The following is a 21,511-nucleotide window of genomic DNA, read 5'->3' as shown; positions in this document are numbered from 1 at the left end:
CCCAGGCGTCCTGGATGGCCGAGGGGATGCCCGAGGCGTGGTGCACGGTGACCTGGGCCTTCGTCACGTTCTGCGCCGAGGCCTTCTGGTCGTCGAGCTGGTGCAGCATGCCCTTCCGGCGAGCCCCCAGCCCCGAGACGGGGATCTGGGAGGCAACGACGACCATCGGCACCGCGGTGGCGTACGCCTCCTGCAGCCCCGCCAGGGCGGTCAGCGCGCCGGGCCCGGTGGACAGGAACAGCACGCCGACCTCACCGGTGGCCCGCGAGTAGCCGTCGGCGGCGAACGCGGCGTTGTTCTCCACCCGGTTGGAGACGAACTCCAGCTCCGAACGGGACAGCGCGTCGAACAGGCCCAGGGCGTGCTGGCCCGGGATCCCGAAGACGGTGCGGGCGCCCAGGGCGTGCAGGGTCTCGACGACCAGGTCCCCGCCGTTGCGCCTCGCGGTCCCGCCCCGCGCCCCGCTCCCGGCTCCGGGCCCGGGCGTCATGCCGCGCCCTCCCGCGAGGCCCGCAGGTCGGCCATCAGCCCGACGAGGTCGTAGGCCACGTGCGCGGCCGCCACCCCGGTCAGTTCGGCGTGGTCGTAGGCAGGGGACACCTCCACGACATCGGCCCCCACCAGGTCGAGTCCGCGCAGTCCGCGCAGGATCTCCAGCAGTTCCCGGCTCGTCATCCCGCCGGCCTCCGGGGTGCCGGTGCCCGGCGCGTGCGCGGGATCGAGGACATCGATGTCCACCGAGACGTACAGGGGCCGGTCGCCGATGCGCTCGCGGAGCCGGGCCACCACCTCGTCCACCCCCAGGCGGAACACGTCCGCGCTGGTGACGATCCCGAAGCCGAACCGCCGGTCGTCCTCGAGGTCCTTGCGGCCGTACAGCGGCCCGCGGGTACCGACATGGCTGAGGGCGTCCGTGTCGAGGATCCCCTCCTCCACGGCGCGGCGGAACGGGGTGCCGTGCGTGTACTCGGCACCGAAGTAGGTGTCCCAGGTGTCCAGGTGGGCGTCGAAGTGGAGCAGGGCGAGCGGCCGCCCGGCCCGTTCGGCGGCGGCCCGCAGCAGCGGCAGGGCGATGGTGTGGTCCCCGCCGATCGTCAGGAGCGAGGCGGCGTCCCGGGTCAGCGCCAGGGCGTCGGCCTGGATCGCCTCGATCGCCTCGTGGATGTTGAACGGGTTCACCGCCATGTCCCCGGCGTCCACCACCTGCACCTGCGCGAAGGGGGATGTGTCCGTGGCCGGGTTGTAGGGCCGCAGCAGCCGGGAGGACTGCCGGACGTGCCCCGGGCCGAAGCGGGCACCGGGGCGGTAGGACACCCCCGAGTCGAAGGGGACGCCGACCACCTTGACGGCCGCGGTCCGGCCGGCAGCGGTGGCCTCCTGGTCCGTGGGCAGCAGGGCGAAGGTGGCGGCCCCGCCGAAGCGGGGCACGAGGGCAGAGTTCACCGGGCCGATGTTGCCGTTCTCGGTGACGCGGGGGATCTCCAGCATGGTGTGACCTCTCGGTGGGTGGCGGTGGATGCGGTGGGTGGCAGCGGGGGGCGGTTGGCGGGGCATGCGGAGGGTGGCGTCGTCAGCTCAGGCGGCGGCCCGCCAGCGCCCAGAGCACGACGGCCTCGCGGTCACCGGGATTGGACCAGCTGTGCGGTTCGGAGCCGGAGAAGGAGGCGGTGTCCCCGGCCTCGAGCCGGACCTCGCCGCCGGTGGTGATGAACACGAGGCTGCCGCTGATCACGTGCAGCGACTCGACGTCGCAGTCCACCGTGTAGAGCTCGGCGTCCCCCCGGCCCCCGGGGGCGATCACGGCGCGGATCAGCTGCAGCCCGCGCCGACCGGGAGGCGTCAGCAGGTGCTCCGAGATGCCGTCCCCGCCCAGGTTGACCCTCGGGGCGTTCTCCAGGCGGACCACGGCGGTCTGCGGGGCGTCCAGGATCTCGCCCGCCGAGACGCCGAGCACCTGGCAGATGGCCACGAGGCTCGCGACGGACGGACTGGTCAGGTCGCGCTCCACGCGGGAGAGGAAACCCTTGGTCAAACCGGAGAACTCGGCCACCTGGTCCATGGTCAGCCGCCGCTCCTGCCGCAGCGCGCGCAGGCGTCCGCCGATGGCGCGGTCCGGGACCGTGGGCTGGATCGGCAGGGACTTCACGCACGCCTCCTGCGCCGGACACGGCCCCGGGGTTGTCTGTGGAGCAACATGTGTTTACCGTAGTCCCCACCCGTGTGACCCGCAACACTCCTGAGCCGCGAGGAACCCCATGCAGACCCTGAATATCGTCATCATCTCGGCCTACCTCGCCAGCATGCTGCTGTTCGGCTGGTGGGGGCGGCGCCGCACCCGCGGCACCTCGGACTACCTCGTGGCCGGCCGCCGGCTGGGGCCCATGCTCTACACCGGCACCATGAGCGCCGTCGTCCTGGGCGGCGCCTCGACCGTCGGCGGCGTGGGGCTTGGCTACGAGTTCGGCATCTCGGGCCTGTGGCTCGTGACGGCCATCGGCGTCGGCGTGCTGCTGCTGAGCCTGCTGTTCGCCCCGTCCCTGCAACGGCTCCGGATCTACACCGTCTCCCAGATGCTCACCCTGCGCTACGGCTCGGAGGCCACGCGCGCCTCCTCGATCGTCATGCTCGCCTACACCCTGATGCTGGCGGCCACCTCCACGGGTGCCTACGCCTCGATCTTCGTGGTGCTGTTCGGCTGGGACCGCTGGCTGTCCATCATGGTGGGCGGCGGGATCGTCCTGGCCTACGCCGTGATCGGCGGGATGTGGTCCATCACGCTGGCGGACATGGCGCAGTTCATCATCATGACCGTCGGGATGTTCGCCCTGATGCTGCCCATCTCCCTCGCCAACGCCGGCGGCTGGAGCGGGCTCACCGCCCGGCTGGACGCCGAGTTCTTCGACCTGGGCGGCATGGGCCTGCAGTCGATCATCACCTACTTCGTCATCTACACCCTCGGCCTGCTGATCGGCCAGGACATCTGGCAGCGGGTCTTCACGGCGCGGTCCCCCCAGGTCGCCCGCTGGGGCGGCACGACGGCCGGCGTCTACTGCATCCTGTACGGCGTGGCCGGGGCCGTGATCGGCATGGCCGCCGCCGTGCTGATGCCGCAGGTCGAGGTCCGGGACGACGTCTTCGCCACGGTCGCCCTGGGCGTCCTGCCCATCGGCATCGGCGGGCTCGCGCTCGCCGCCGCCGTGGCCGCCATGATGTCCACCGCCTCCGGGGCGCTGATCGCCGCCGCCACCGTGGCCCGGGCCGACGTCGTGCCCCTGGTCCGTGACCTCGCGGCCGGCCGGCGGCCGGAACGACTGGACGCCGCCCAGGCCGCCCGGGAGGCAGAGGAGGAGGCCGAGCAGTCCCGGCACTTCGAGGAGGACGTGAACTCCAACCGCTGGTGGGTCCTGGGGCTGGGCCTGTTCGTGCTGGTGCTGGCCATCCTGGTCCCGGACGTCGTGGCGGCGCTGACGATCGCCTACGACATCCTGGTCGGCGGCCTGCTGGTGGCCATCCTCGGCGGGCTGGTCTGGTCTCGTGGGACCGGACCGGGGGCCGCCTGGTCGATGGCGGCCGGCACGGTCGGCACGCTGACGACCATGATCGTCCTCGAGGTCCAGGCCACCGAGGCGTTCGGCGGGGTCTACGCCAACGAGCCGATCTACGTCGGGCTCGCGTCCTCGGCCCTGGTCTACGTCGTCGTCAGCCTGCTGACCCGCCCGACGCACCCCTCGGTGCTGGAGGCCTGGCGCCGGCGCCGGACCGAGGGCGCCACCGAGGAGCTCCGGCCGGGGGTCACCGTCTCCTGACCGCTCAGGTCCACCAGATCGCCCCGATGCCCAGCACGGCCAGGACCGTCACGAGCGTCATGAGCCACAGCACGGCCCAGGCATCGGCCCGCACCCGTTCCCGGGCGATCCCGGCGGACTGTGTCCCGTACCGGTGCCGCTGGGTCCAGTGGATGACCAGCGCGGCCACCGCGCTCAGCAGGGCGGGCGCCAGGGCCAGCGGGCCCACGGCCCCGTACCAGCGCAGGAACATCGCCGCCGTGACGATGAGCGCCAGCAGGGAGCGGTCCCAGCTCATCACGGTCCGCTCCGGTTGCAGCCCCGGGTCCTGGTGCAGGGCGGTGGCGCTGAAGAGTGTCACCTCGGTGGTCCCCGCCGGCCTCAGGCGGGCCGCATCAGGATGAACACGAACAGCACCACCGCCACGACGGCCCCGCCGGTGGCCAGGACCGGCACCAGCAGTGGCAACGGCAGCGGGCGGCCCTGGCGCATGGCCCGCTCCACGCGCATCCAGCGGAATCCTGCCGTGGTGGCGAGCAGGGCCGCGATGAGTAGCAGCCCGGACCCGGCCACCTTGCGGGTGAGCGGGTCGAACACGGACCCCGTGAAGGCCTCGACGGCGATCCCTCCGGCCAGCAGGGCCAGGGAGGTGCGGATCCAGGCCAGGAACGTGCGCTCGTTGGCCAGCGTGAACCGCGGGTCGGGCTCCCTGCCCCCGGCCAGCAACCGGGAGGCCAGGCGCCCTCGTGACGGGGTGACGGCGTCCTCGGGTGATGTCATAGGCCCATCGTAGAATGAGGGTGGTCCGGCTGACCGGACTGTTGCCTTTCCGAGACGGAGCCGCCCTCTCGATGCCTGACGCATCGACCTTCCCCGCATCCCGCCGCAGCCCGGACGGTGAGCCCTCGCGGGATCAGGTGCGGCGGTGGCGGCGGTATCTGGCCGATGGGATCACCGAGGGCCAGATCTACCGGCAGATGGCCCACCGCACGCACGGCCCCGAACGCGACATCCTGCTCGGACTGACCCGGGCCGAACACCGTCACAGCACTGGCGCACCCTGCTGGGCGAGCACGCGAAGGACCCGCCGGCCCTCTCGCCCGGCGCGGCACCGATCCAGCCGGATTCCCGCCGCCGCTTGGGGATTCGCAGCACGGCCGAACTTGAACTGAGGGGGTCGATTGTGCCCATAATCATTGACGAACCGCAGAGCGCGGAGAACGGAGGAACACCATGCGTGGTAGCAGTCTTGTCTGGACCATCGTCGGCATTTTGCTGGCGATCGCCCTGATCATCTGGATCGTCTCGGCTCTGTAGAGCCCGGTTCTCCAAGCCAGGGTCGGGGCCCCACGGCACTCACCGTCGGGTCCCGATGAGAACGGCCCCCTTCCGCGTGCGGAAGGGGGCCGTTCTCATCGGGGTCCGGGTCAGAGCGAGGAGAGTTCCTCGTGCTCCGGGTAGACCTCGCGCAGCAGGTGCGCGGTCTCGGACGGGGTCTTGCCGACCTTCACGCCCGCGGCCTCGAGGGCCTCCTTCTTGGCCTGCGCGGTGCCGGAGGAGCCGGAGACGATGGCGCCGGCGTGGCCCATGGTCTTGCCCTCCGGGGCGGTGAAGCCCGCCACGTAGCCGACGACCGGCTTGGTCACGTTGTTCTTGATGAACTCCGCGGCCCGCTCCTCGGCGTCGCCGCCGATCTCGCCGATCATCACGATCGCCTTGGTGTCCGGGTCCGCCTCGAACGCCTCGAGGGCGTCGATGTGGGTGGTGCCGATGACCGGGTCGCCGCCGATGCCGATGGCGGTGGAGAAGCCCAGGTCCCGCAGCTCGTACATCATCTGGTAGGTCAGGGTGCCGGACTTGGAGACCAGGCCGACGCCGCCCTTGCCGGTGATGTTGGCCGGGGTGATGCCGGCCAGGGACTCACCCGGGGTGATGATGCCGGGGCAGTTCGGGCCCAGGATCCGGGTCACCGGCTTGCCGTCGGCGCCGGTCTTCTCCTGGGACAGGGCGAAGAACTGGGCGGAGTCCTGCACCGGGATGCCCTCGGTGATGACCACGAGCAGCGGGATGCCGGCCTCGATCGCCTCGATGGCGGCGTCCTTGGCGAACTTCGGGGGCACGAACATCACGGAGACGTCCGCCCCGGTGGCCTCCATGGCCTCGGCCACGGACCCGAAGACGGGCAACTCGACCTCTGCACCGTGCTGGTCCTTGTGGGCCACGGTGGTGCCGGCCTTGCGGGCGTTGACGCCGCCGACGATGTTGGTCCCGGCGTGCAGCATCCGGGCGGTGTGCTTGGAGCCCTCGCCGCCGGTGATGCCCTGGACGATGACCTTGGAATCCTTGTTCAGGTAGATCGACATGTGTGCTGTCCGTCCTTACTTCTGTGCCGAGGCGTTGGCGAGCTCGGCGGCCTTGTCGGCGCCTTCGTCCATGGAGGTGGCCTGGGTGACCAGCGGGTGGGCGGCCTCGCGCAGGATACGGCGGCCCTCGTCCACGTTGTTGCCGTCCAGGCGCACGACCAGCGGCTTGGTCGCCTTGTCGCCCAGGATCTCCAGGGCCTTGACCACGCCGTTGGCGACCGCGTCACACGCGGTGATGCCACCGAAGACGTTCACGAACACGCTCTTGACCTGTGCGTCGTTGAGGATGACGTCCAGGCCGTTGGCCATGACCTCGGCCGAGGCGCCACCGCCGATGTCCAGGAAGTTGGCGGGCTTGACGCCGCCGTGGTTCTCGCCGGCGTAGGCCACGACGTCCAGGGTGGACATGACCAGGCCCGCGCCGTTGCCGATGATGCCGACCTCGCCGTCGAGCTTGACGTAGTTGAGGTCGTTCGCCTTGGCCTTGGCCTCCAGCGGGTCCTCGGTGCGCTCGTCCACCAGGGCGCCGTGGCCCTCCTGGCGGAACTCGGCGTTGTCGTCCAGGGTGACCTTGCCGTCCAGGGCCACGATGTCACCGGCGCCGGTCTTGACCAGCGGGTTGACCTCCACCAGGGTCGCGTCCTCCTTCTCGAAGACGTCCCACAGCTTCACGAGGACCTCGGCGACCTTGCCGCGCAGCTCCTCGGGGAACCCGGCCTCGGCCACGATCTTGTCCGCGGTCGCGGCGTCGATGCCGGTCAGCGCGGAGACGGGCACCTTGGCCAGGGCCTCGGGACGCTCCTCGGCGAGCTGCTCGATCTCCATGCCGCCCTCGACCGAGCACATCGCCAGGTAGGTGCGGTTGGAGCGGTCCAGCAGCACGGAGAAGTAGTACTCCTCCGCGATGTCCGCGCCCTGGGCGATCATGACCTGGTGGACGGTATGGCCCTTGATGTCCATGCCCAGGATGGCCTTGGCGTGCTCGAAGGCCTCGTCGGCGGTCTTGGCGACCTTCACGCCGCCGGCCTTGCCGCGGCCACCGACCTTCACCTGCGCCTTGACGACAGTCACGCCGCCGATCTTCTCAGCGGCCGCCTTGGCCTCTTCCGGGGTCTGCGCCACGATGCCGGCCAGCACGGGAACGCCGTGTGCCTCGAACAGATCGCGCGCCTGGTATTCATACAGGTCCACGGGTTGGAGTCCTTCTACGTCGAAAACGGGGACGGCACGGATTCCGCGGGCGGCATCTGGGCACGGCAGCACCCGATCCTGAAGAGGCCATCCGACCCCTGACATCGAGTGATGCGTGTCCGGCTCGGCGGAAGCCGGCCGGAAGTCCGGGAAACCCCGGGCATTCCAACCCTTACCTTAGTCCACGCCACACCGTGGCCGTCCATTCCGGCCGGCAGGGCCCCGTGGGGGCCTCAGTCCACCCGGGTCAGCGGGGCATAGCGCAACAGCAGCCGCTTCTCGGTTCCGGCGAAGTCGACGGTGGCGACGGTCTTGTCCCCCGCGCCGGCGAGCGCCAGCACGGTGCCGCGACCGAAGGTGCCGTGGTCCACGGCGTCCCCCGGCGCCAAGGCCACGATCTCCTTGTTGGGCTGGACCCGGGTGGGCTTGGCGCCCCGGTTCGGCACCGTCAGCTCGGCGCCCTCCGCATAGGTTCCCGACGCGCGGGCCGGCCGGTTGGACGCGGACCCGGCACCCCAGTGGGAACCGGAGAACCGCTGGGGATAGCGAGAACCCCCGTGGCCGCCGATCGAGCCGCCGCCGAAACCGCCGCCGAAGCCCGCGGGCCGGGCCGAACCCTCCCGTTCCCAGACCAGCAGAGTCTCCGGGATCTCCTCCAGGAACTGGCTGGGCGGATTGAACTGGTGCTGGCCCCACAGGGACCGGGCCTCGGCACGGGAGACGAAGAGCCGGCGTCGGGCGCGCGTCAGGCCCACGTAGGCGAGCCGGCGTTCCTCGGCCAGCTCCTTCTCGTCCGTCATGGACCGCGAGTGCGGGAAGACGCCGTGCTCCATGCCGGTCAGGAACACCACCGGGAACTCCAGTCCCTTGGCGGTGTGCAGGGTCATCAGGGTGACCTGGCCCAGCTGGTCGGCCAGGGCGGCACCCTCGGTGTCCGGGGCGTCCGGCAGCTGGTCCGCGTCGGCCACGAGCGCCACCTGTTCCAGGAAGTCCCCCAGGGTGCCCCCGGGATTGGCCTTCTCGAACTCGCGGACCACCGCCACCAGCTCGCCGAGGTTGTCCGCGCGGGACTCGTCCTGCAGGTCCTCGGAGGAACGCAGCGCCTCGAGCATGCCCGTCTGTTCCAGGACGGCCTCCAGCACGGTGGCGGCGCCGGACGTGGCCGCCACCTGGGCGAGGTCGTCCATCATCTGCACGAAGCCGTTGACGGCCTTGAGGGAGCGGGTGGCCATGGCCGGGGCCTGGTCCGCCTGGCGCAGCGCCTCGAAGAAGGTAGAGCGGTTGCGGCCCTGCAGCGCCGCCACCGCCCCCTCGGCGCGGTCGCCGATCCCGCGCTTGGGCTCGTTGAGGATCCGGCGCAGGTTGACGTCGTCATCGGGGTTGTCCAGCACGCGCAGGTAGGCCAGCGCGTCCTTGATCTCCTTGCGGTCGTAGAACCGCGTGCCGCCCACCACCCGGTACGGGATGCCCTTCGTGACCAGGCGTTCCTCGAGGGAGCGGGACTGGGCGTTGGTGCGGTAGAAGACCGCGACGTCCGCCGGGCGGATGCCCTCCTCGTCCTGGAGCCGGTCGATCGTGGTGGCGATCCACTCCGCCTCGGCCGACTCGTTCTCCGCGGCGTAGCCGACGATCTTCTCCCCCGACCCCTCGGCGGTCCACAGGTTCTTGGGCCGGCGCTGGGGGTTCTTCGAGATCACCGCATTGGCGGCGTCCAGGATGGTCTGGGTGGAGCGGTAGTTCTGCTCCAGCTTGATGGTCTCGGCCTCGGGGTAGTCCTGCTCGAACTCGACGATGTTGCGGATGTCCGCACCGCGGAAGGCGTAGATGGACTGGTCCGAGTCCCCGACCACGGTGAGCTCGCCGCCGGCGGTCTCCACTCCCCCCGGCTCCCCTGCGGGCCCGGTGAGCAGCCGCACCAAGCGGTACTGGGCGTGGTTGGTGTCCTGGTACTCGTCCACCAGCACGTGCCGGAAGCGCCGGCGGTAGTTGTCCAGCACCCCCGGGAAGGCCTCGAGCATGTTGACCGTCATCCCGATCAGGTCGTCGAAGTCCATGGCGTTGGCCTGGCGCAGCCGTGCGGTGTACTCGGTGTAGACGGCGGACACCGCCTGGGCGAAGGGCTCGGAGGTGCCGACGGTGGCCGCGTGGTCCTCGCAGTCCACGAGCTCGTTCTTCAGGGCGCTGATCCTGTTCAGGATCGCCTTGGGCGCGAACCGCTTGGGGTCCAGGTCGTGCGCCTTGGCGATCGAGGTGACCAGCCGCAGGGAGTCGGCGGAGTCGTAGATGGAGAAGTTGGACTTCAACCCGACCGTGGTGGCCTCCCGGCGCAGGATCCGCACGCAGGAGGAGTGGAAGGTGGAGATCCACATCTTCTGCGCCGCCGGACCGATCAGCGCGCTGATCCGCTCGCGCATCTCCGCGGCGGCCTTGTTCGTGAAGGTGATCGCCAGGACCTCGTGCGGGCGGGCCCGGCCGGTGGCCAGGGCGTAGGCGATCCGGTGCGTGAGCACGCGGGTCTTGCCCGAACCGGCTCCGGCCACGATCAGCAGCGGCGAACCGGTGTGCTCCACGGCGCGCTTCTGCTGCTCGTTCAGCCCCTCGAGCAGTTCGTCCGCGCCGGGCGCGCGGTGGGCACCGGCGGTGGAGGCGAAGCCGAACTCCGGCTCGTCGGAGAACGGGTCGGCGGGGCGGGCGGCGAACAGGCCCGGCAGGGCGGTCTGGAAATCCTGGGACATGGTGGCGTCCATTCTACCGAGGGCCGGGACGCCCTCAGGGGCCGTCCACAGCCCCGGTCCTCCGGCCCGTCCCGCAGGCGGGATAATGGGAGGCTGGAGGTTCACGTGTCCCAGAAGAAGAACAAGAAGCGGCAGAACAGGCCCGGTACCGGCCGGTCCGGCCCCCCGTCCGGCGCACCGCGGCCGGGCGAGGTCAGGGGCGGTTCCCCGGCGTCGGCCGCCGGTCCCGTCCGGCACCCCCGCCCCTCGGTGGCCCAGGCCCGCCAGGACCTGGAGGCCTCCGGCCAGAAGGAGGGCAGCCCGGGGATGCTGGTGGCCGCCCTGCTGGGCACCACCCTGTTCATGTTCTTCTACCTGCACGTGCTGGTGCTGCCGCAGATGGCGCAGCTGTCCGGCGGGCTGCCCATGCCGGACCAGCAGTTCCTCTACGACTCCGCCTACCTCGCCGAGCTGGACGCCGCCATGGACGAGCCGGCCCACGGGCAGCTGAACTGGGTGCACAAGACGGCCGGGGTCATCTTCCCCATCGCGGTGGGCCTGTCCGTGGCCGCCGTGGCCGCCTGGTGCCTGCCCCGCGGCTGGGGCCGCTGGGTGTCCTACGCCGCCGGTGCGCTGTTCGCGGTGGTGGACATCGTGGAGAACATGCTCATCGAGTCGACGCTGCGGTCCGGGGGCGAAGGCGCGGCCCTGGCCTCCGCCTTCACCACGGCGCGCTGGGTGCTGCTGGTGGCCATCACCGCGTGGATCGTGCTGATGATCGCCGGGCGGTTCCGCCGTTCGGCCCGGGAACGCACCGGGGCGCTCACCCGCCAACCGCGGCGGAGATGACCCACGAATCCCGGAGGTGACGCACGAGCCGCCGGGGACCGCGTAGGATGTCCGAGTGGACCCGCGCCCTCGCGCGTGCGAGCGGGCGTCCGGGCCCTGCAGCCCCCGTAGCTCAGTAGGATAGAGCGACCCTCTCCTAAAGGGTAGGCCATCGGTTCGATTCCGGTCGGGGGCACCAGTCCTCTCCTCCGCCGCCGGCGGCGCCCGAGCAGTCCTCAGGACGGTGTGGTCCGCGGGTCGCCGGGATCGCCCGGCCCGAAGAGGTCCACCCGGCGGTCGGCCAGGTACGGCGGCACGCCCTCGACGTCCCGGACCTCCACCACGAGCAGGCCCTCACCCGCCGCCGGCAGGGTGTCCACGGCGCCGCCGGGGCCGCAGATCACGCTGAGCCCCGCATAGTCCTGGTCGCCCTCGCTCCCGCAGTAGTTGGCGTAGGCGATCTGGACCCCGTTCTCGTAGGCCCGGGCGGGCACCAGGGTCCGGGACACGATCTCGTAACCGGCCATGTTCGCCGTCGGGACCAGGACGACCTGTGCACCCCGCAGCGCCGCCGCCCGGACGGCCTCCGGGAATTCCACGTCGTAGCAGATGAGCAGGGCGACCCGGTGCCCCCGGAGGTCCGCCACCGCGGGCGGTGCGTTCCCGGGGGTGAAGCGGCTCCGGTCCAGGTCCTCGAACAGGTGCATCTTCCGGTGCCGCAGGACCGTCCTGCCGTCCGAGACCAGCAGGGCGGAGTTGTACACGGTGCCGTCGGTGTCCCGTTCGGGATAGCCGTAGGCCACGGCCACCCCGGTGCGCACGGTCAGCTCGGCGATCCGCTGGGCGGTCGGACCCCCGCACGGCTCGGCCAGCCGATGCGTGTCCCGGCGGGGGATGTCGTACCCGGTGGTGAACATCTCCGGGACCACCAGGACGTCGGCATCTTGTTCCGACGCCCGGTCCAGGGCGTCCTGCAGCCGCAGGAGGTTCCCCTCGACGTCGAGCGGATGCGGCTCGCACTGCCAGACGGCGACGCGCACGGTGCTCAGTCCGCCAGCGCGACGGGCGCGATCTCGTCGAAGAGGTCCCCCGGGCCAGGATTGTCCCCGGCACAGGAACCGCCGAAGTAGTCCATGACACCCCAGACCGCGTTCAGCCCGGTCTGCACCGCGCCCTCCGCCCAGGCGGGGGTGAACGAGACGTCATCGCCGGCCAGGAAGATCCCGCGCTGGCTCTCCGGCAGGCCCTGCTGCATGAAGTGGGTGTACATCCTGTAGTTGTAGCGGTAGTGCCCGGGCAGGGCCCCCTTGAACGCGCCCAGGAAGAACGGGTCGTCCTCCCAGGACACCGTCACGGGTTCGCCCACGATGTGACCGCGGATGTCCACGGTGGGATAGATCTTCGACAGCGAGTTCAGCGCGAGGTCGACCCGGCGGTCCACGGCGTGCGGGAGCATCTTCAGGGAGTCCGACATCCAGGAGTAGGACAGGCAGATCGCGGCCGGGCGATCGGGTCCGTCGTCGAAGAGGTAGGTGCCCCGCGTCAGCCGGTCGGTGAGCGTCATGCTCATCTGCTGGCGGCCGGTCTCCGGGTCCGTGCGCAGCCAGAACGGCTCGTCGACCATGACGAAGGTCTTCGTCGACTGCATGTACCGCGTCCGGTCCAGCGCCATCCACAGGTCCTGCGAGAACAGGCCCTCGTCGCAGTCGACCTCCGTGGTCAGCAGCCAGCTGTGGCACGTCGCGACCACGGCGTGGTGCCGTCGCGTGGTGCCCCACCGGTCCCGCACGCAGAACCGGCCGTCGTCGTCCTTCCCGATGGCCGAGGCGGCGGCCAGCGTGGCCCCGTGGTGGAGGGAGGACAGCGTGGTCCCGCTGGGCCAGGGCCCGCCGGGGCGGACCGGCAACTCCCACAGCCCGCGGGGCAGCTGGTCGACGCCGCCCACGATGAGCCGCTGGTCGGCGTCGCAGTTGGTGAGGACCACCCGCAGGATCTCCAGCATGGAGTTCGGGAAGTCCGAGTCCCATCCCCCCGTGCCGAACCCCACCACGCCGAACAGTTCCCGGTCACGGAAGGACAGGGACCCGAAGGCCTTCGACCGGGCGATGAAGTCGTAGAACGTCCGGTCGTCCCACTCCGCCACGAGGGTGTCCCAGGACCTCTTGAGCCGGGGGACGTCGCGATGCCGGATGGCCTCCTGCATCTCGGTGTACCCGATCTCCTCCAGCGCGGCGTCCCAGGCGTCGGAGATCCTGGTGAAGGTCTCCGGGAGATCGGCCAGGGTCTGGCCGTAGAAGGTCTCACCGCCGATGTCGATGACCGTGCTTCCCGCGGCGGGTGTCAGCGGGTTCGGGAAGGGCCGGTGGTCCAGGCCCAGGAGGTCGGCATAGTGGAAGAAGGTGCTGCCCGAGGTGGGGAAGCGCATCCCGCCCAGTTCCGCCACCACCCCCTCGGCGCCGTCGAAGCGGTGGGTGCGCAACCGGCCACCGATCCTGGTCGGCTCGTAGATCACCGGCTTGAGCCCCAGGTTCATCAGCTCGTAGGCGGCGACCATGCCGGACAGCCCCGCCCCGATGATCGCCACCTCACGTCCCAGGACCGCCTGCGGCAGGGTGCCGAGGCCCGCGGGATGGTCCAGCCACTCGTCGTAGGCGAACGGGAAGTCGGGCCCGAACATGGTGACGGGCAGCGGCGAGGTGTCCTTCTCGGACGGCGTGAAAATGCTCACGTCAGGAGACTATGGCCTCCATCGCCACGTGCCCACCCCCCGGGGGGCCTTCACCCCGGCCACGGCAGCGACCTGACGAGGCCGTCCGCGCCTGGCGGGCCGCCCCGGCGGGTCAGCCGCCGGCGCCGGCCACGGGATCGTCGAACTGGGTCCGGTACAGCTCGGCGTAGCGGCCCCCGCGGGCCAGCAGGTCCGCGTGCGGCCCCTCCTCCACCACGTGCCCGTCCTCGACCACCAGGATGCGGTCGGCGGAGCGGATGGTGGAGAGCCGGTGCGCGATCACGACGGCGGTGCGGCCTTCCAGAGCCTCGGCCAGGGCGGCCTGGACGGCCTTCTCCGACGTGGAGTCCAGGGCGGCCGTCGCCTCGTCCAGCAGGACGACGCGCGGTGCGGCCAGCAGCAGTCGGGCGATCGTCATCCGCTGCCGCTCTCCCCCGGATAGCCGGTATCCCCGCTCCCCCACCACGGTGTCCAGCCGGTCCGGCAGGCCCTCGACCACGTCCCGCAGGCGGGCGCGGTCGATCGCCTCCCACACCTCCTCCTCGGTGGCCTCGGGCCGGGCCAGGGTCAGGTTCCCGCGGATCGTGTCGTGGAACAGGTGCCCGTCCTGGGTGACCATGCCCACCGTCTCCTGCAGGGAGGCGAAGGTGGTGTCCCGGACGTCCAGGCCGTTGTAGCGGACCGAACCGGAGCCGACATCGTAGAGCCGGGCCAGCAGCGAGGCGATGGTGGACTTGCCCGCGCCCGAGGTGCCGACCAGGGCGTAGGTCTGCCCCGGCTGCACCGTGAAGGAGATCCCGTGCAGCACCTCGGCCCCGCCCCGGCGGTCCAGCACGGCCACCTCCTCGAGCGAGGCCAGCGAGACCTGGTCCGCGCTGGGATAGGAGAACCGCACGTCCTGCACCTCGAGGGTGACCGGGCCGTCCGGGATGGCCCGCGCGTCCGGCCGCTCGCGGATCAACGGTTCCAGGTCCAGCACCTCGAAGACCCGGTCGAAGGAGACGAGGGCACCCATGATCTCCACGCGGGCGCTGGCCAGGCCGGTCAGGGGGGCGTAGAGCCGGGTCAGCAGCAGGGCCAGCGTGACGACGTCCCCGGCCTCGAGCGTCCCGGCCAGGGCCTGCAGCCCGCCGATGCCGTAGACCGCCGCGAGGGCGAGCGCGGAGACGAGGGTCAGTGCGGTCATGAACACGGACTGGCGCACCGAGATCCCCACGCCGACCGCCCGGACCCTGTCGGCCCGGGAGGCGAACTCGGCCGACTCCCGCGCGGGACTGCCGAAGAGTTTGACGAGGGTGGCCCCGGCCGCGGAGAACCGCTCGGTCATCTGGTCGCCCATGGTCGCGTTGGACTGGGCCTGGCTGCGGCTCAGCTCGGCGATCTTGCCGCCCATGAAGCGCGCCGGGATCAGGAACAGCGGCAGCAGCACCAGGGAGACCAGCGTGACCTGCCAGGAGGTCGTCAGCATGACGATGAGGGTCAGCACCAGGGAGACCACGTTCATCACCACCCCGGACAGGGTGCGGGAGATCGCCGTCTGGGCGCCGATGACGTCGTTGTTGAGCCGGGAGACCAGGGCACCGGTGCGGGTGCGCATGAAGAAGGCGATCGGCATGGTCTGCACGTGGTCGAACACCGCGGTGCGCAGGTCGTAGATGATGCGCTCCCCCAGGTCGGAGGACAGCCACCGGGTCACCACGCCCAGGATCGCGTCGAGCACGGCCACCAGGGCGATCAGCAGCGCCAGCCGGATGATGAGCGCGGACGTCCCCCCGCCGACGATCGCGTCCACCACGTCCCCGGCGAGGATGGGCGAGGCCACCCCCAGGAAGGCCCCGACGACGGAGAGCACGAGGTAGAACAGCAGCTTGCCCTTGTACCGGCGGACGAAGTCCAGGGTGCGCCGTACGGTGCCCGGCCGCAGTCCCCGGCCGGCCTGGTCGGCGCCGCGGCTCATCCGGTACATCGTCATCCACGCGGCCCGTTCCATGCTCATGGCCGGGGCTCCTGGTCCTCGGCCGTCCCACCGGGGGCGCCGGCCGCCGTCGCGTCGGTCGCGCCGGCCGGGGCCCGTCCGCGCGGGGGATGTGCGGACGGGGCGGTGACCTCCGCCGCGAGGAGCCGCTCGATCGCGCGCAGCGAGGCGGCGTGGGCGCGGTCGAATCCGGCCTGTCCCGAGCCCTCGGCCAGCCCCGCCGCGTAGCCGGCGATGAACGCCGTGGCCGCGGCGTCGTCGTCCTGACCCGAGGCCGCCGCGGCGATCCGCGCGGCTCGGGAGAGCCGGGCGGTGTCCGGGCTGACGCCCGAGAGCTCGAGGGCGGCCATCAACCGCTCCGGCCAGTCCGCCGGATGCTGCGGGGCGGAGACCTGCGGGGACGGGGCGGGAACGTTCTGGGGCACCGCACCAGTCTAGGTCGGCGCCCGCGCCGGGCTCCCGGGATCAGGCGACGGCGGCCAGGAAGTCGGTCCACTGCTCCGCCGGGCGCTCCAGTTCCCGGATCCGCCACTGCGGTCCCCGCGGGCGGGCGGGGGTGACCCGCAGGGTCCAGCCCATCTGCGCCAGGGTGCGGTCGCCCTTGGCGTTGTTGCACTTCAGGCAACAGGCCACCAGGTTCTCCCAGGAGTCCTCACCCCCGCGGGACCGCGGGTGGATGTGGTCCACCGTGGTGGCGGACCGTCCGCAGTACCCGCACTGGTGTCCGTCCCGGCGCAGGACACCGCGGCGGGAGACTGCGGCGGTGTCCGCATGCGGGATCCGGATGTAGCGGTTCAGCAGGATCACGGCCGGGCGCATCACCGTACAGGTCGGCCCGACGACGGGGTCCCCGCCGTCGGCGAGCACGCTCGCCTTCCCGGTTCCCACCAGCAGGATGGCACGGCGATAGCTGACGACGGACAGCGGCTCGTAGCCGGCGTTCAGGACCAGAGTGCGCATGGGATGACCTCGCGGCTCGGGGGTGCCGCGGGCGCCGGATCGCCTGCCGGGTACCGACCCGGCCATCCGGCGTCTGCGGAGTGTATCGGGGGCGATCAGGTTCAGGATACGCGCCGCTCCCCCGGGCGCGTGACCGCGGCCCCCGACGCCGGGCGTGTCCCGGGCAGTGTTCACGGACCGGTCATGCCGCGTTCACGCGCCCGCACGGCCGCCGGCGACCACCCTCCCGGGATGCCGGGGACGACCGAGGGCCCCTCCGTGTCCGGAGGGGCCCTCGTAGCAGTCGTCACCCGGCCGGTGGCCGGGCAGGTGGTCGGTGGTCAGCCGACGTAGGTGTAGTAGCCGTACAGCGGGTTGCGCGTCACCGGGTGCTGGAAGGTGCCGACGGACGGGTTCTGGGCACCGATCATCTGGCCGTTGCCGACGTAGATGCCGACGTGGCCGCCACCGTTCTGGAACACCAGGTCGCCCGGCTTCGGGTTCGAGGTGGGCACGAACAGGCCGGAGCCACGGATCGCGGAGGTCGAGGACGGGATGGTGATCCCGGCCTGGCGGTAGGCCCAGGCCGTGAAGCCGGAGCAGTCCCAGCCGGCAGTGGTCTTGCCGCCGTAGACGTAGGGCACGCCCACGCCGGAGTAGGCGGCGGCCACGACGCCGCTGAGGCCGCCACGCTCCGCCGCCGGCTTCGGGGCCGGCGTGGCGGCGGGCTTCGGAGCGGACTGCGTGGTGGTCGTCCGCGGGGCGGACTGGTCGGTCCGCGAGGCGCGCTCGACGGTGCGCTCGGTGGAGCGCTCGGCCTGGGCCGGGCGCTCGGCCGGAGCGGAACGGGTGGTGGGCTCGGCGGACCGGGTGGTGGTCGCGGCGGCGGGGGCCTCTGCGGCGGCGGGCTGCGGGGCGGGGGCCTCGACGACGGGCTCCGGCTCGGGCTCCGGGGCGGGCTTGGAGGCGACGGGAGCGCGGTTCAGCTCGACCTTGACGTCCTTGGCGGCGGTGACGTTGACGGCGGCGACGGACGCGGCACGCTCGATGTCCAGGCCCGGGGCCGGGATGCTGGTGGTGGCGCGGACGGCAGTGTCGGCGCCCTGGGCCGGCATGCCGATGGTCAGGACCAGGCCGGAGGCTGCCGCCACGACCGCCGCCTGGCGGCCGACGGTGCCGGCGTTGGCGGACACTGCCTTGGAGATGGCCTCGAGCGGGTTGCTGGTGACCGGGGTGGCGCGGTGACGTGCAACGGAGCTGCGCTTCGACACGGGATATACCTCTCTCACGTGCCGCCGGGCCTGACCCGCCCCCGCCATGATGGACGACTGCTGAAAGGGCACCGGGCTGCGGGGGGATTGGCAAGACACCGGCCGGCTCTTCCTCGGGAATCCCGCCGAAGGGCCGGGCTCCAAGGTATATGAAACGTTTACCAATGTCACACTCAGGTCACGACGGGCTGTGGATAACACTGGACCCCGCCCAGCAACTCATCAGGAAGTGCCTAGTCCGGCGGCAAGAAGGAGACCGAAAATGGTGACGAAGTGATTTATCCCACGTCGTGATCGAGCGTCGCGCGTGATGGAGCCGTGACCTACACCGGGACGCCTCCCCGACTCCCGGGAGCCCGGTCAGCGGAGGCTGCGCTCCACGCGGATGTGGGCGGCCGCATCCTGCGAGACCTCGAGGGCGACCCCGCCCTCCGCGGCGTCCGCGGCGCGCACCGTGATGTAGCCGTCACGGGGTGCGATCTCGATGTCCTGCCCGGGGCGGACACCGGCCAGGGCGAGCTCCGAGAGCAGTTCAGGGTCGGTCTGGATGGCCTCGGTGAGGCGGACCACCGTGTACCGGCCCGGAGCACCGGCGGCCACCGACAGTGCCACCCCGTGCTCCAGGGCTGAACGAGCGCCGCTCATGGGCGCATGGAGCTGGTCGAGTCCCGGGATCGGGTTGCCGTACGGGGAGTCGACGGGATGGTCCAGCAGTTCCAGCAGGCGCAGCTCGACCTTCTCGCTCATCACGTGCTCCCAGCGGCAGGCCTCCTCGTGGACGTAGGCCCAGTCCAGCCCGATGACGTCGGACAGCAGTCGCTCGGCCAGGCGGTGCTTGCGCATCACCTGCACGGCCTTGGCACGGCCTCCCTCGGTGAGCTCGAGGTGCCGGTCGGTGCTGACATGCACCAGGCCGTCGCGTTCCATCCGCGCCACGGTCTGGGAGACGGTCGGCCCGGAGTGCTCCAGGCGTTCGGCGATGCGTGCCCGCAACGGCACGATCCCCTCCTCCTCGAGCTCGAGGATGGTGCGGAGGTACATCTCCGTGGTGTCGATCAGATCCGTCACTTCTGACTTTCCTCTCCAGGTCCCTATGGTCCATGGGTGACCACCCGGCCGGGGAGTCAGGCCGGGCCCGCACGCGGGACCGCACCAACCATCCTAGCCACGGCGGGGATCACCCGGGATCACCGGTCGGCCCCGTCGACAGGGTGGTGCACGGGCTGACGGGGACCACACCCGGGCCCGACACGAATCCCGAGGTCCGGGGTCGATGCGGGAGAATGGGGAGTCGCGACCGGCGTGGCGGCAACGCCGCCCGCCCCCGGGTCGCACGCCCCGTTCCGGGACGACCGTCGAGTCAGGAGATCGCATGAGCACACCCGAGGTGACCATTCCCCAGCAGCTGCTTCCCCGGGACGGACGATTCGGCGCCGGTCCGTCCAAGGTCCGCCCGGACCAGGTCCAGGCCCTGGTCGACGCCGGACCGAGGCTGCTGGGCACGTCCCACCGCCAGGCACCGGTGAAGAACCTCGTGGGCAGCGTGCGCCAGGGCCTGACGCAGCTGTTCTCTGCCCCCGAGGGCTACGAGGTGATCCTCGGCGTCGGTGGGTCCACCGCGTTCTGGGACGCCGCCTCGTTCGGCCTCGTCCGGTCCCGCGCCCAGCACCTGTCCTTCGGCGAGTTCGGGTCGAAGTTCGCCAAGGCGACGGACAAGGCGCCGTTCCTGGAGGCCTCCTCCATCCTCACCGCGGAGCCCGGGACGCGGCCGGAGCCGCGGGCCGAGGCCGGCGTTGACGTCTACGCGTGGCCGCAGAACGAGACCTCCACCGGCGTGGCCGCCCCCGTGCAGCGCGTGGCCGGGGCGGATGAGGACGCCCTGGTGCTGATCGATGCCACCTCGGCAGCCGGTGGACTGCCGGTGGACGTGTCCCAGGCCGATGCCTACTACTTCGCCCCGCAGAAGAACTTCGCCTCCGACGGCGGGCTGTGGCTGGCCCTGTTCTCCCCCGCGGCCCTGGAGCGTGTCGAACAGGTCAAGGCCTCGGGCCGCTGGATCCCGGACTTCCTGGACCTGAAGACCGCGGTGGACAACTCGCTGAAGAACCAGACCTACAACACCCCGGCCCTGGCCACGCTCGTGATGCTGGACAGCCAGCTGCGCTGGATGAATGACAACGGCGGCCTGGACTTCGCCACGGCTCGCACGTCCGACTCGTCCAACCGGGTCTACACCTGGGCCTCGGACTCGTCCTTCGCCACGCCGTTCGTGACCCGCCCCGAGGACCGCTCCGCCGTGATCACCACCGTGGACTTCTCGGACGACGTCGATGCCGCCGCCGTCGCCACGATCCTGCGCGCCAACGGCGTGGTGGACGTGGAGCCCTACCGCAAGCTCGGCCGCAACCAGCTGCGCATCGCGACGTTCGCGGCCATCGAGCCGGACGACGTGACGGCCCTGCTCGCCTGCATCGACCACGTCGTCGAGCGACTGGGCTGAGGCCGGCGGCCGGCACGGCAGGACCACCGGCCGGTACGAGAACGGCGGGGCACCCGGGTGGGCGCCCCGCCGTTCTCGTACCGGTGACGCGGTCAGGAGGTCGGTTCGGCTCCGGCGTCGGCGTCGGCCACGTCCGAGCCGCTGTCGACGTCGGCCGCGTCGACGGCGTCCTCGTCGTCCTGGTCCTGGTCCTGGTCCTGGTCCTGGTCCTGATCCTGGCCCCGGCCATCATCGTCGCCCTCGGGGCCGTCGCCCCCGTCCTCGTCGCCGCGAAAACGCGCCAGGGCCTTCTCCGGGTCCTCGCCGGCGGCGATGGCGTCCAGGCGGATCTTCTCCTCCTGGCTGACCCGCTCGGACCACGGCACCCAGTCCGGGGCCAGGATGGCGCGCTCGCCGGGCAGGAGGCCGACCTCGCACACGGTGACGACCTTGCTGCGCGGTGCGCGGGCCAGGGTCGCGAACCACTCCCACCCGCCATAACCGGGCAGCGTCGCGGCGAACCGATGCGTGACGAGCCGGTCGTCGTCGGCCACGGCGCTGACGTGCGCGCCGACCTGGCCGTCCTCGGCCAGGCCGGTCTCCGCGATCAGCGCGGCCCGGGCCTCGTCCACGGCACCGGCCAGCAGCTCGTCGAGCTTCGGCGCCCGGCGCCGGGGCGCACGGGTCGGCTTCGGGGGGATCCGCACGGTGCCTGCGGCCGTCTGCACGGTCTGCGCCTCACCGGGCGGCGTGTCCGCGGTCCGGGCCTTGTCGTCTGTGGCCTGTGCGGCCACCGCAGTCTCAGGCCTCAAGATCGTCCGCAACCTTGCGCAGCGCCATGGCGATCTTCTCGGCCTGGGACCGCTGGGGGTACTTGCCCTTGCGCAGGCCGTTGGAGGCGATGTCGAGCCACTTGATGAGGTCCTCGACCAGCACGGCCATGTCCTCGGGCTTGCGGCGGTGGGCTCGCACCACGGACGGGGCGTCGTCGAGGATCCTGGCGCTGAGGGCCTGCGGGCCGCGGCGCCCCTCGGCCACGCCGAACTCCATGCGCGTGCCGGCGCGGACCTCGGTCACCCCGGCGGGCAGGGCGGAGGCGGGCAGGTGCACTTCCCTGCCGTCCTCGGTGTGCAGGAATCCGAACCCCTTGGCGGAGTCGTAGAACTTTACCTTGCCGGTGGGCATAACTCGTGTCCTTCTCTGTCTTCGGTGCACCCTTCCGGCCGTGGCGGCGTGCC

The 21,511-nt window shown here is 71.5% G+C and carries 20 protein-coding genes and 1 tRNA gene; 4 read left to right on the top strand and 17 right to left on the bottom strand.

Annotated elements, in window-relative coordinates; genetic code table 11:
- The 3 genes from PLJ28_RS08255 to PLJ28_RS08245 form a co-directional block, all read right to left on the bottom strand.
- Positions 1 to 490: thiamine pyrophosphate-binding protein (locus PLJ28_RS08255; protein WP_324590022.1), on the bottom strand; the 490-nt coding region annotated here is incomplete at its 3' end.
- On the bottom strand, positions 487 to 1,488 hold the full coding sequence (speB, locus tag PLJ28_RS08250) for an agmatinase (RefSeq protein WP_183523441.1): 1,002 nt from the start codon (positions 1,486 to 1,488) through the stop codon (positions 487 to 489). The genes PLJ28_RS08255 and speB, both read right to left, overlap by 4 nt.
- Positions 1,489 to 1,570: 82 nt before the next feature.
- Positions 1,571 to 2,146 (bottom strand): helix-turn-helix domain-containing protein, encoded by a 576-nt coding sequence (locus PLJ28_RS08245; protein ID WP_183523440.1) that lies wholly within the window; start codon positions 2,144 to 2,146, stop codon positions 1,571 to 1,573.
- Positions 2,147 to 2,255: 109 nt separating this feature from the next.
- Between PLJ28_RS08245 and PLJ28_RS08240 the strand changes: the two genes are divergently transcribed.
- On the top strand, positions 2,256 to 3,806 hold the full coding sequence (locus PLJ28_RS08240; protein ID WP_183523439.1) for a sodium:solute symporter family protein: 1,551 nt from the start codon (positions 2,256 to 2,258) through the stop codon (positions 3,804 to 3,806).
- 4 nt (positions 3,807 to 3,810) lie between these two features.
- Here PLJ28_RS08240 and PLJ28_RS08235 read toward each other — a convergent pair whose 3' ends face one another.
- The 5 genes from PLJ28_RS08235 to pcrA form a co-directional block, all read right to left on the bottom strand.
- Complete coding sequence (locus PLJ28_RS08235) at positions 3,811 to 4,146, bottom strand: DUF202 domain-containing protein (protein ID WP_183523437.1); 336 nt, start codon at positions 4,144 to 4,146, stop codon at positions 3,811 to 3,813.
- Between the two features lie 20 nt (positions 4,147 to 4,166).
- Positions 4,167 to 4,565 (bottom strand): YidH family protein, encoded by a 399-nt coding sequence (locus PLJ28_RS08230; RefSeq protein ID WP_010145236.1) that lies wholly within the window; start codon positions 4,563 to 4,565, stop codon positions 4,167 to 4,169.
- Between the two features lie 647 nt (positions 4,566 to 5,212).
- Complete coding sequence (sucD, locus tag PLJ28_RS08225; RefSeq protein ID WP_183523435.1) at positions 5,213 to 6,148, bottom strand: succinate--CoA ligase subunit alpha; 936 nt, start codon at positions 6,146 to 6,148, stop codon at positions 5,213 to 5,215.
- A 15-nt stretch (positions 6,149 to 6,163) separates the two neighbouring features.
- The gene (gene sucC, locus PLJ28_RS08220) at positions 6,164 to 7,339 is read right to left on the bottom strand and encodes an ADP-forming succinate--CoA ligase subunit beta (protein ID WP_183523433.1); all 1,176 of its coding nucleotides are present in this window, start codon (positions 7,337 to 7,339) and stop codon (positions 6,164 to 6,166) included.
- A gap of 233 nt (positions 7,340 to 7,572) precedes the next feature.
- Complete coding sequence (gene pcrA / locus PLJ28_RS08215) at positions 7,573 to 10,074, bottom strand: DNA helicase PcrA (RefSeq protein WP_183523431.1); 2,502 nt, start codon at positions 10,072 to 10,074, stop codon at positions 7,573 to 7,575.
- A gap of 105 nt (positions 10,075 to 10,179) precedes the next feature.
- Here pcrA and PLJ28_RS08210 point away from each other — a divergent pair, with 105 nt between their 5' ends.
- Both PLJ28_RS08210 and PLJ28_RS08205 read left to right on the top strand, forming a co-directional pair.
- Complete coding sequence (locus PLJ28_RS08210; protein ID WP_183523429.1) at positions 10,180 to 10,902, top strand: hypothetical protein; 723 nt, start codon at positions 10,180 to 10,182, stop codon at positions 10,900 to 10,902.
- Between the two features lie 101 nt (positions 10,903 to 11,003).
- Positions 11,004 to 11,080, top strand: a tRNA-Arg gene (locus PLJ28_RS08205).
- 37 nt (positions 11,081 to 11,117) lie between these two features.
- Here PLJ28_RS08205 and PLJ28_RS08200 read toward each other — a convergent pair.
- The 7 genes from PLJ28_RS08200 to PLJ28_RS08170 form a co-directional block, all read right to left on the bottom strand.
- Entirely contained in the window at positions 11,118 to 11,921 is an 804-nt protein-coding gene (locus PLJ28_RS08200; protein ID WP_183523427.1) for a carbon-nitrogen hydrolase family protein, read from the bottom strand.
- A gap of 5 nt (positions 11,922 to 11,926) precedes the next feature.
- A complete protein-coding gene (locus PLJ28_RS08195; RefSeq protein WP_298042057.1) occupies positions 11,927 to 13,609 on the bottom strand; it encodes a flavin monoamine oxidase family protein in 1,683 nt (560 codons plus the stop codon).
- 112 nt (positions 13,610 to 13,721) lie between these two features.
- On the bottom strand, positions 13,722 to 15,605 hold the full coding sequence (locus PLJ28_RS08190; RefSeq protein ID WP_183523425.1) for an ABC transporter ATP-binding protein: 1,884 nt from the start codon (positions 15,603 to 15,605) through the stop codon (positions 13,722 to 13,724).
- Positions 15,602 to 16,009, bottom strand: a complete 408-nt coding sequence (locus tag PLJ28_RS08185; RefSeq protein WP_183523423.1) for a hypothetical protein — start codon at positions 16,007 to 16,009, stop codon at positions 15,602 to 15,604. The genes PLJ28_RS08190 and PLJ28_RS08185 overlap by 4 nt, the downstream gene beginning before the upstream one ends.
- Positions 16,010 to 16,049: 40 nt before the next feature.
- Entirely contained in the window at positions 16,050 to 16,544 is a 495-nt protein-coding gene (locus PLJ28_RS08180; RefSeq protein ID WP_010144995.1) for an HNH endonuclease, read from the bottom strand.
- A gap of 320 nt (positions 16,545 to 16,864) precedes the next feature.
- The gene (locus tag PLJ28_RS08175; RefSeq protein WP_298042060.1) at positions 16,865 to 17,794 is read right to left on the bottom strand and encodes a C40 family peptidase; all 930 of its coding nucleotides are present in this window, start codon (positions 17,792 to 17,794) and stop codon (positions 16,865 to 16,867) included.
- A 360-nt stretch (positions 17,795 to 18,154) separates the two neighbouring features.
- A complete protein-coding gene (locus PLJ28_RS08170; protein WP_183523419.1) occupies positions 18,155 to 18,862 on the bottom strand; it encodes an iron-dependent transcriptional repressor DtxR in 708 nt (235 codons plus the stop codon).
- A gap of 304 nt (positions 18,863 to 19,166) precedes the next feature.
- On the opposite strand from PLJ28_RS08170, the gene serC reads away from it, so the two are divergent.
- The gene (gene serC, locus PLJ28_RS08165) at positions 19,167 to 20,294 is read left to right on the top strand and encodes a phosphoserine transaminase (RefSeq protein ID WP_183523417.1); all 1,128 of its coding nucleotides are present in this window, start codon (positions 19,167 to 19,169) and stop codon (positions 20,292 to 20,294) included.
- 92 nt (positions 20,295 to 20,386) lie between these two features.
- Here serC and PLJ28_RS08160 read toward each other — a convergent pair whose 3' ends face one another.
- Both PLJ28_RS08160 and PLJ28_RS08155 read right to left on the bottom strand, forming a co-directional pair.
- Positions 20,387 to 21,085, bottom strand: coding sequence for a DUF3027 domain-containing protein (locus PLJ28_RS08160; RefSeq protein ID WP_298043233.1), 699 nt, complete (start codon positions 21,083 to 21,085; stop codon positions 20,387 to 20,389).
- The gene (locus tag PLJ28_RS08155) at positions 21,075 to 21,458 is read right to left on the bottom strand and encodes a cold-shock protein (protein WP_010145000.1); all 384 of its coding nucleotides are present in this window, start codon (positions 21,456 to 21,458) and stop codon (positions 21,075 to 21,077) included. The genes PLJ28_RS08160 and PLJ28_RS08155 overlap by 11 nt, the downstream gene beginning before the upstream one ends.
- Positions 21,459 to 21,511 lie beyond the last annotated feature (53 nt).

It is taken from the genome of Citricoccus sp. (genome assembly GCF_035445025.1).
GTDB lineage: Bacteria > Actinomycetota > Actinomycetes > Actinomycetales > Micrococcaceae > Citricoccus.
Note: the sequence above shows the minus strand (reverse complement) of the source record. Positions and strands in the feature narration are given on the sequence as shown.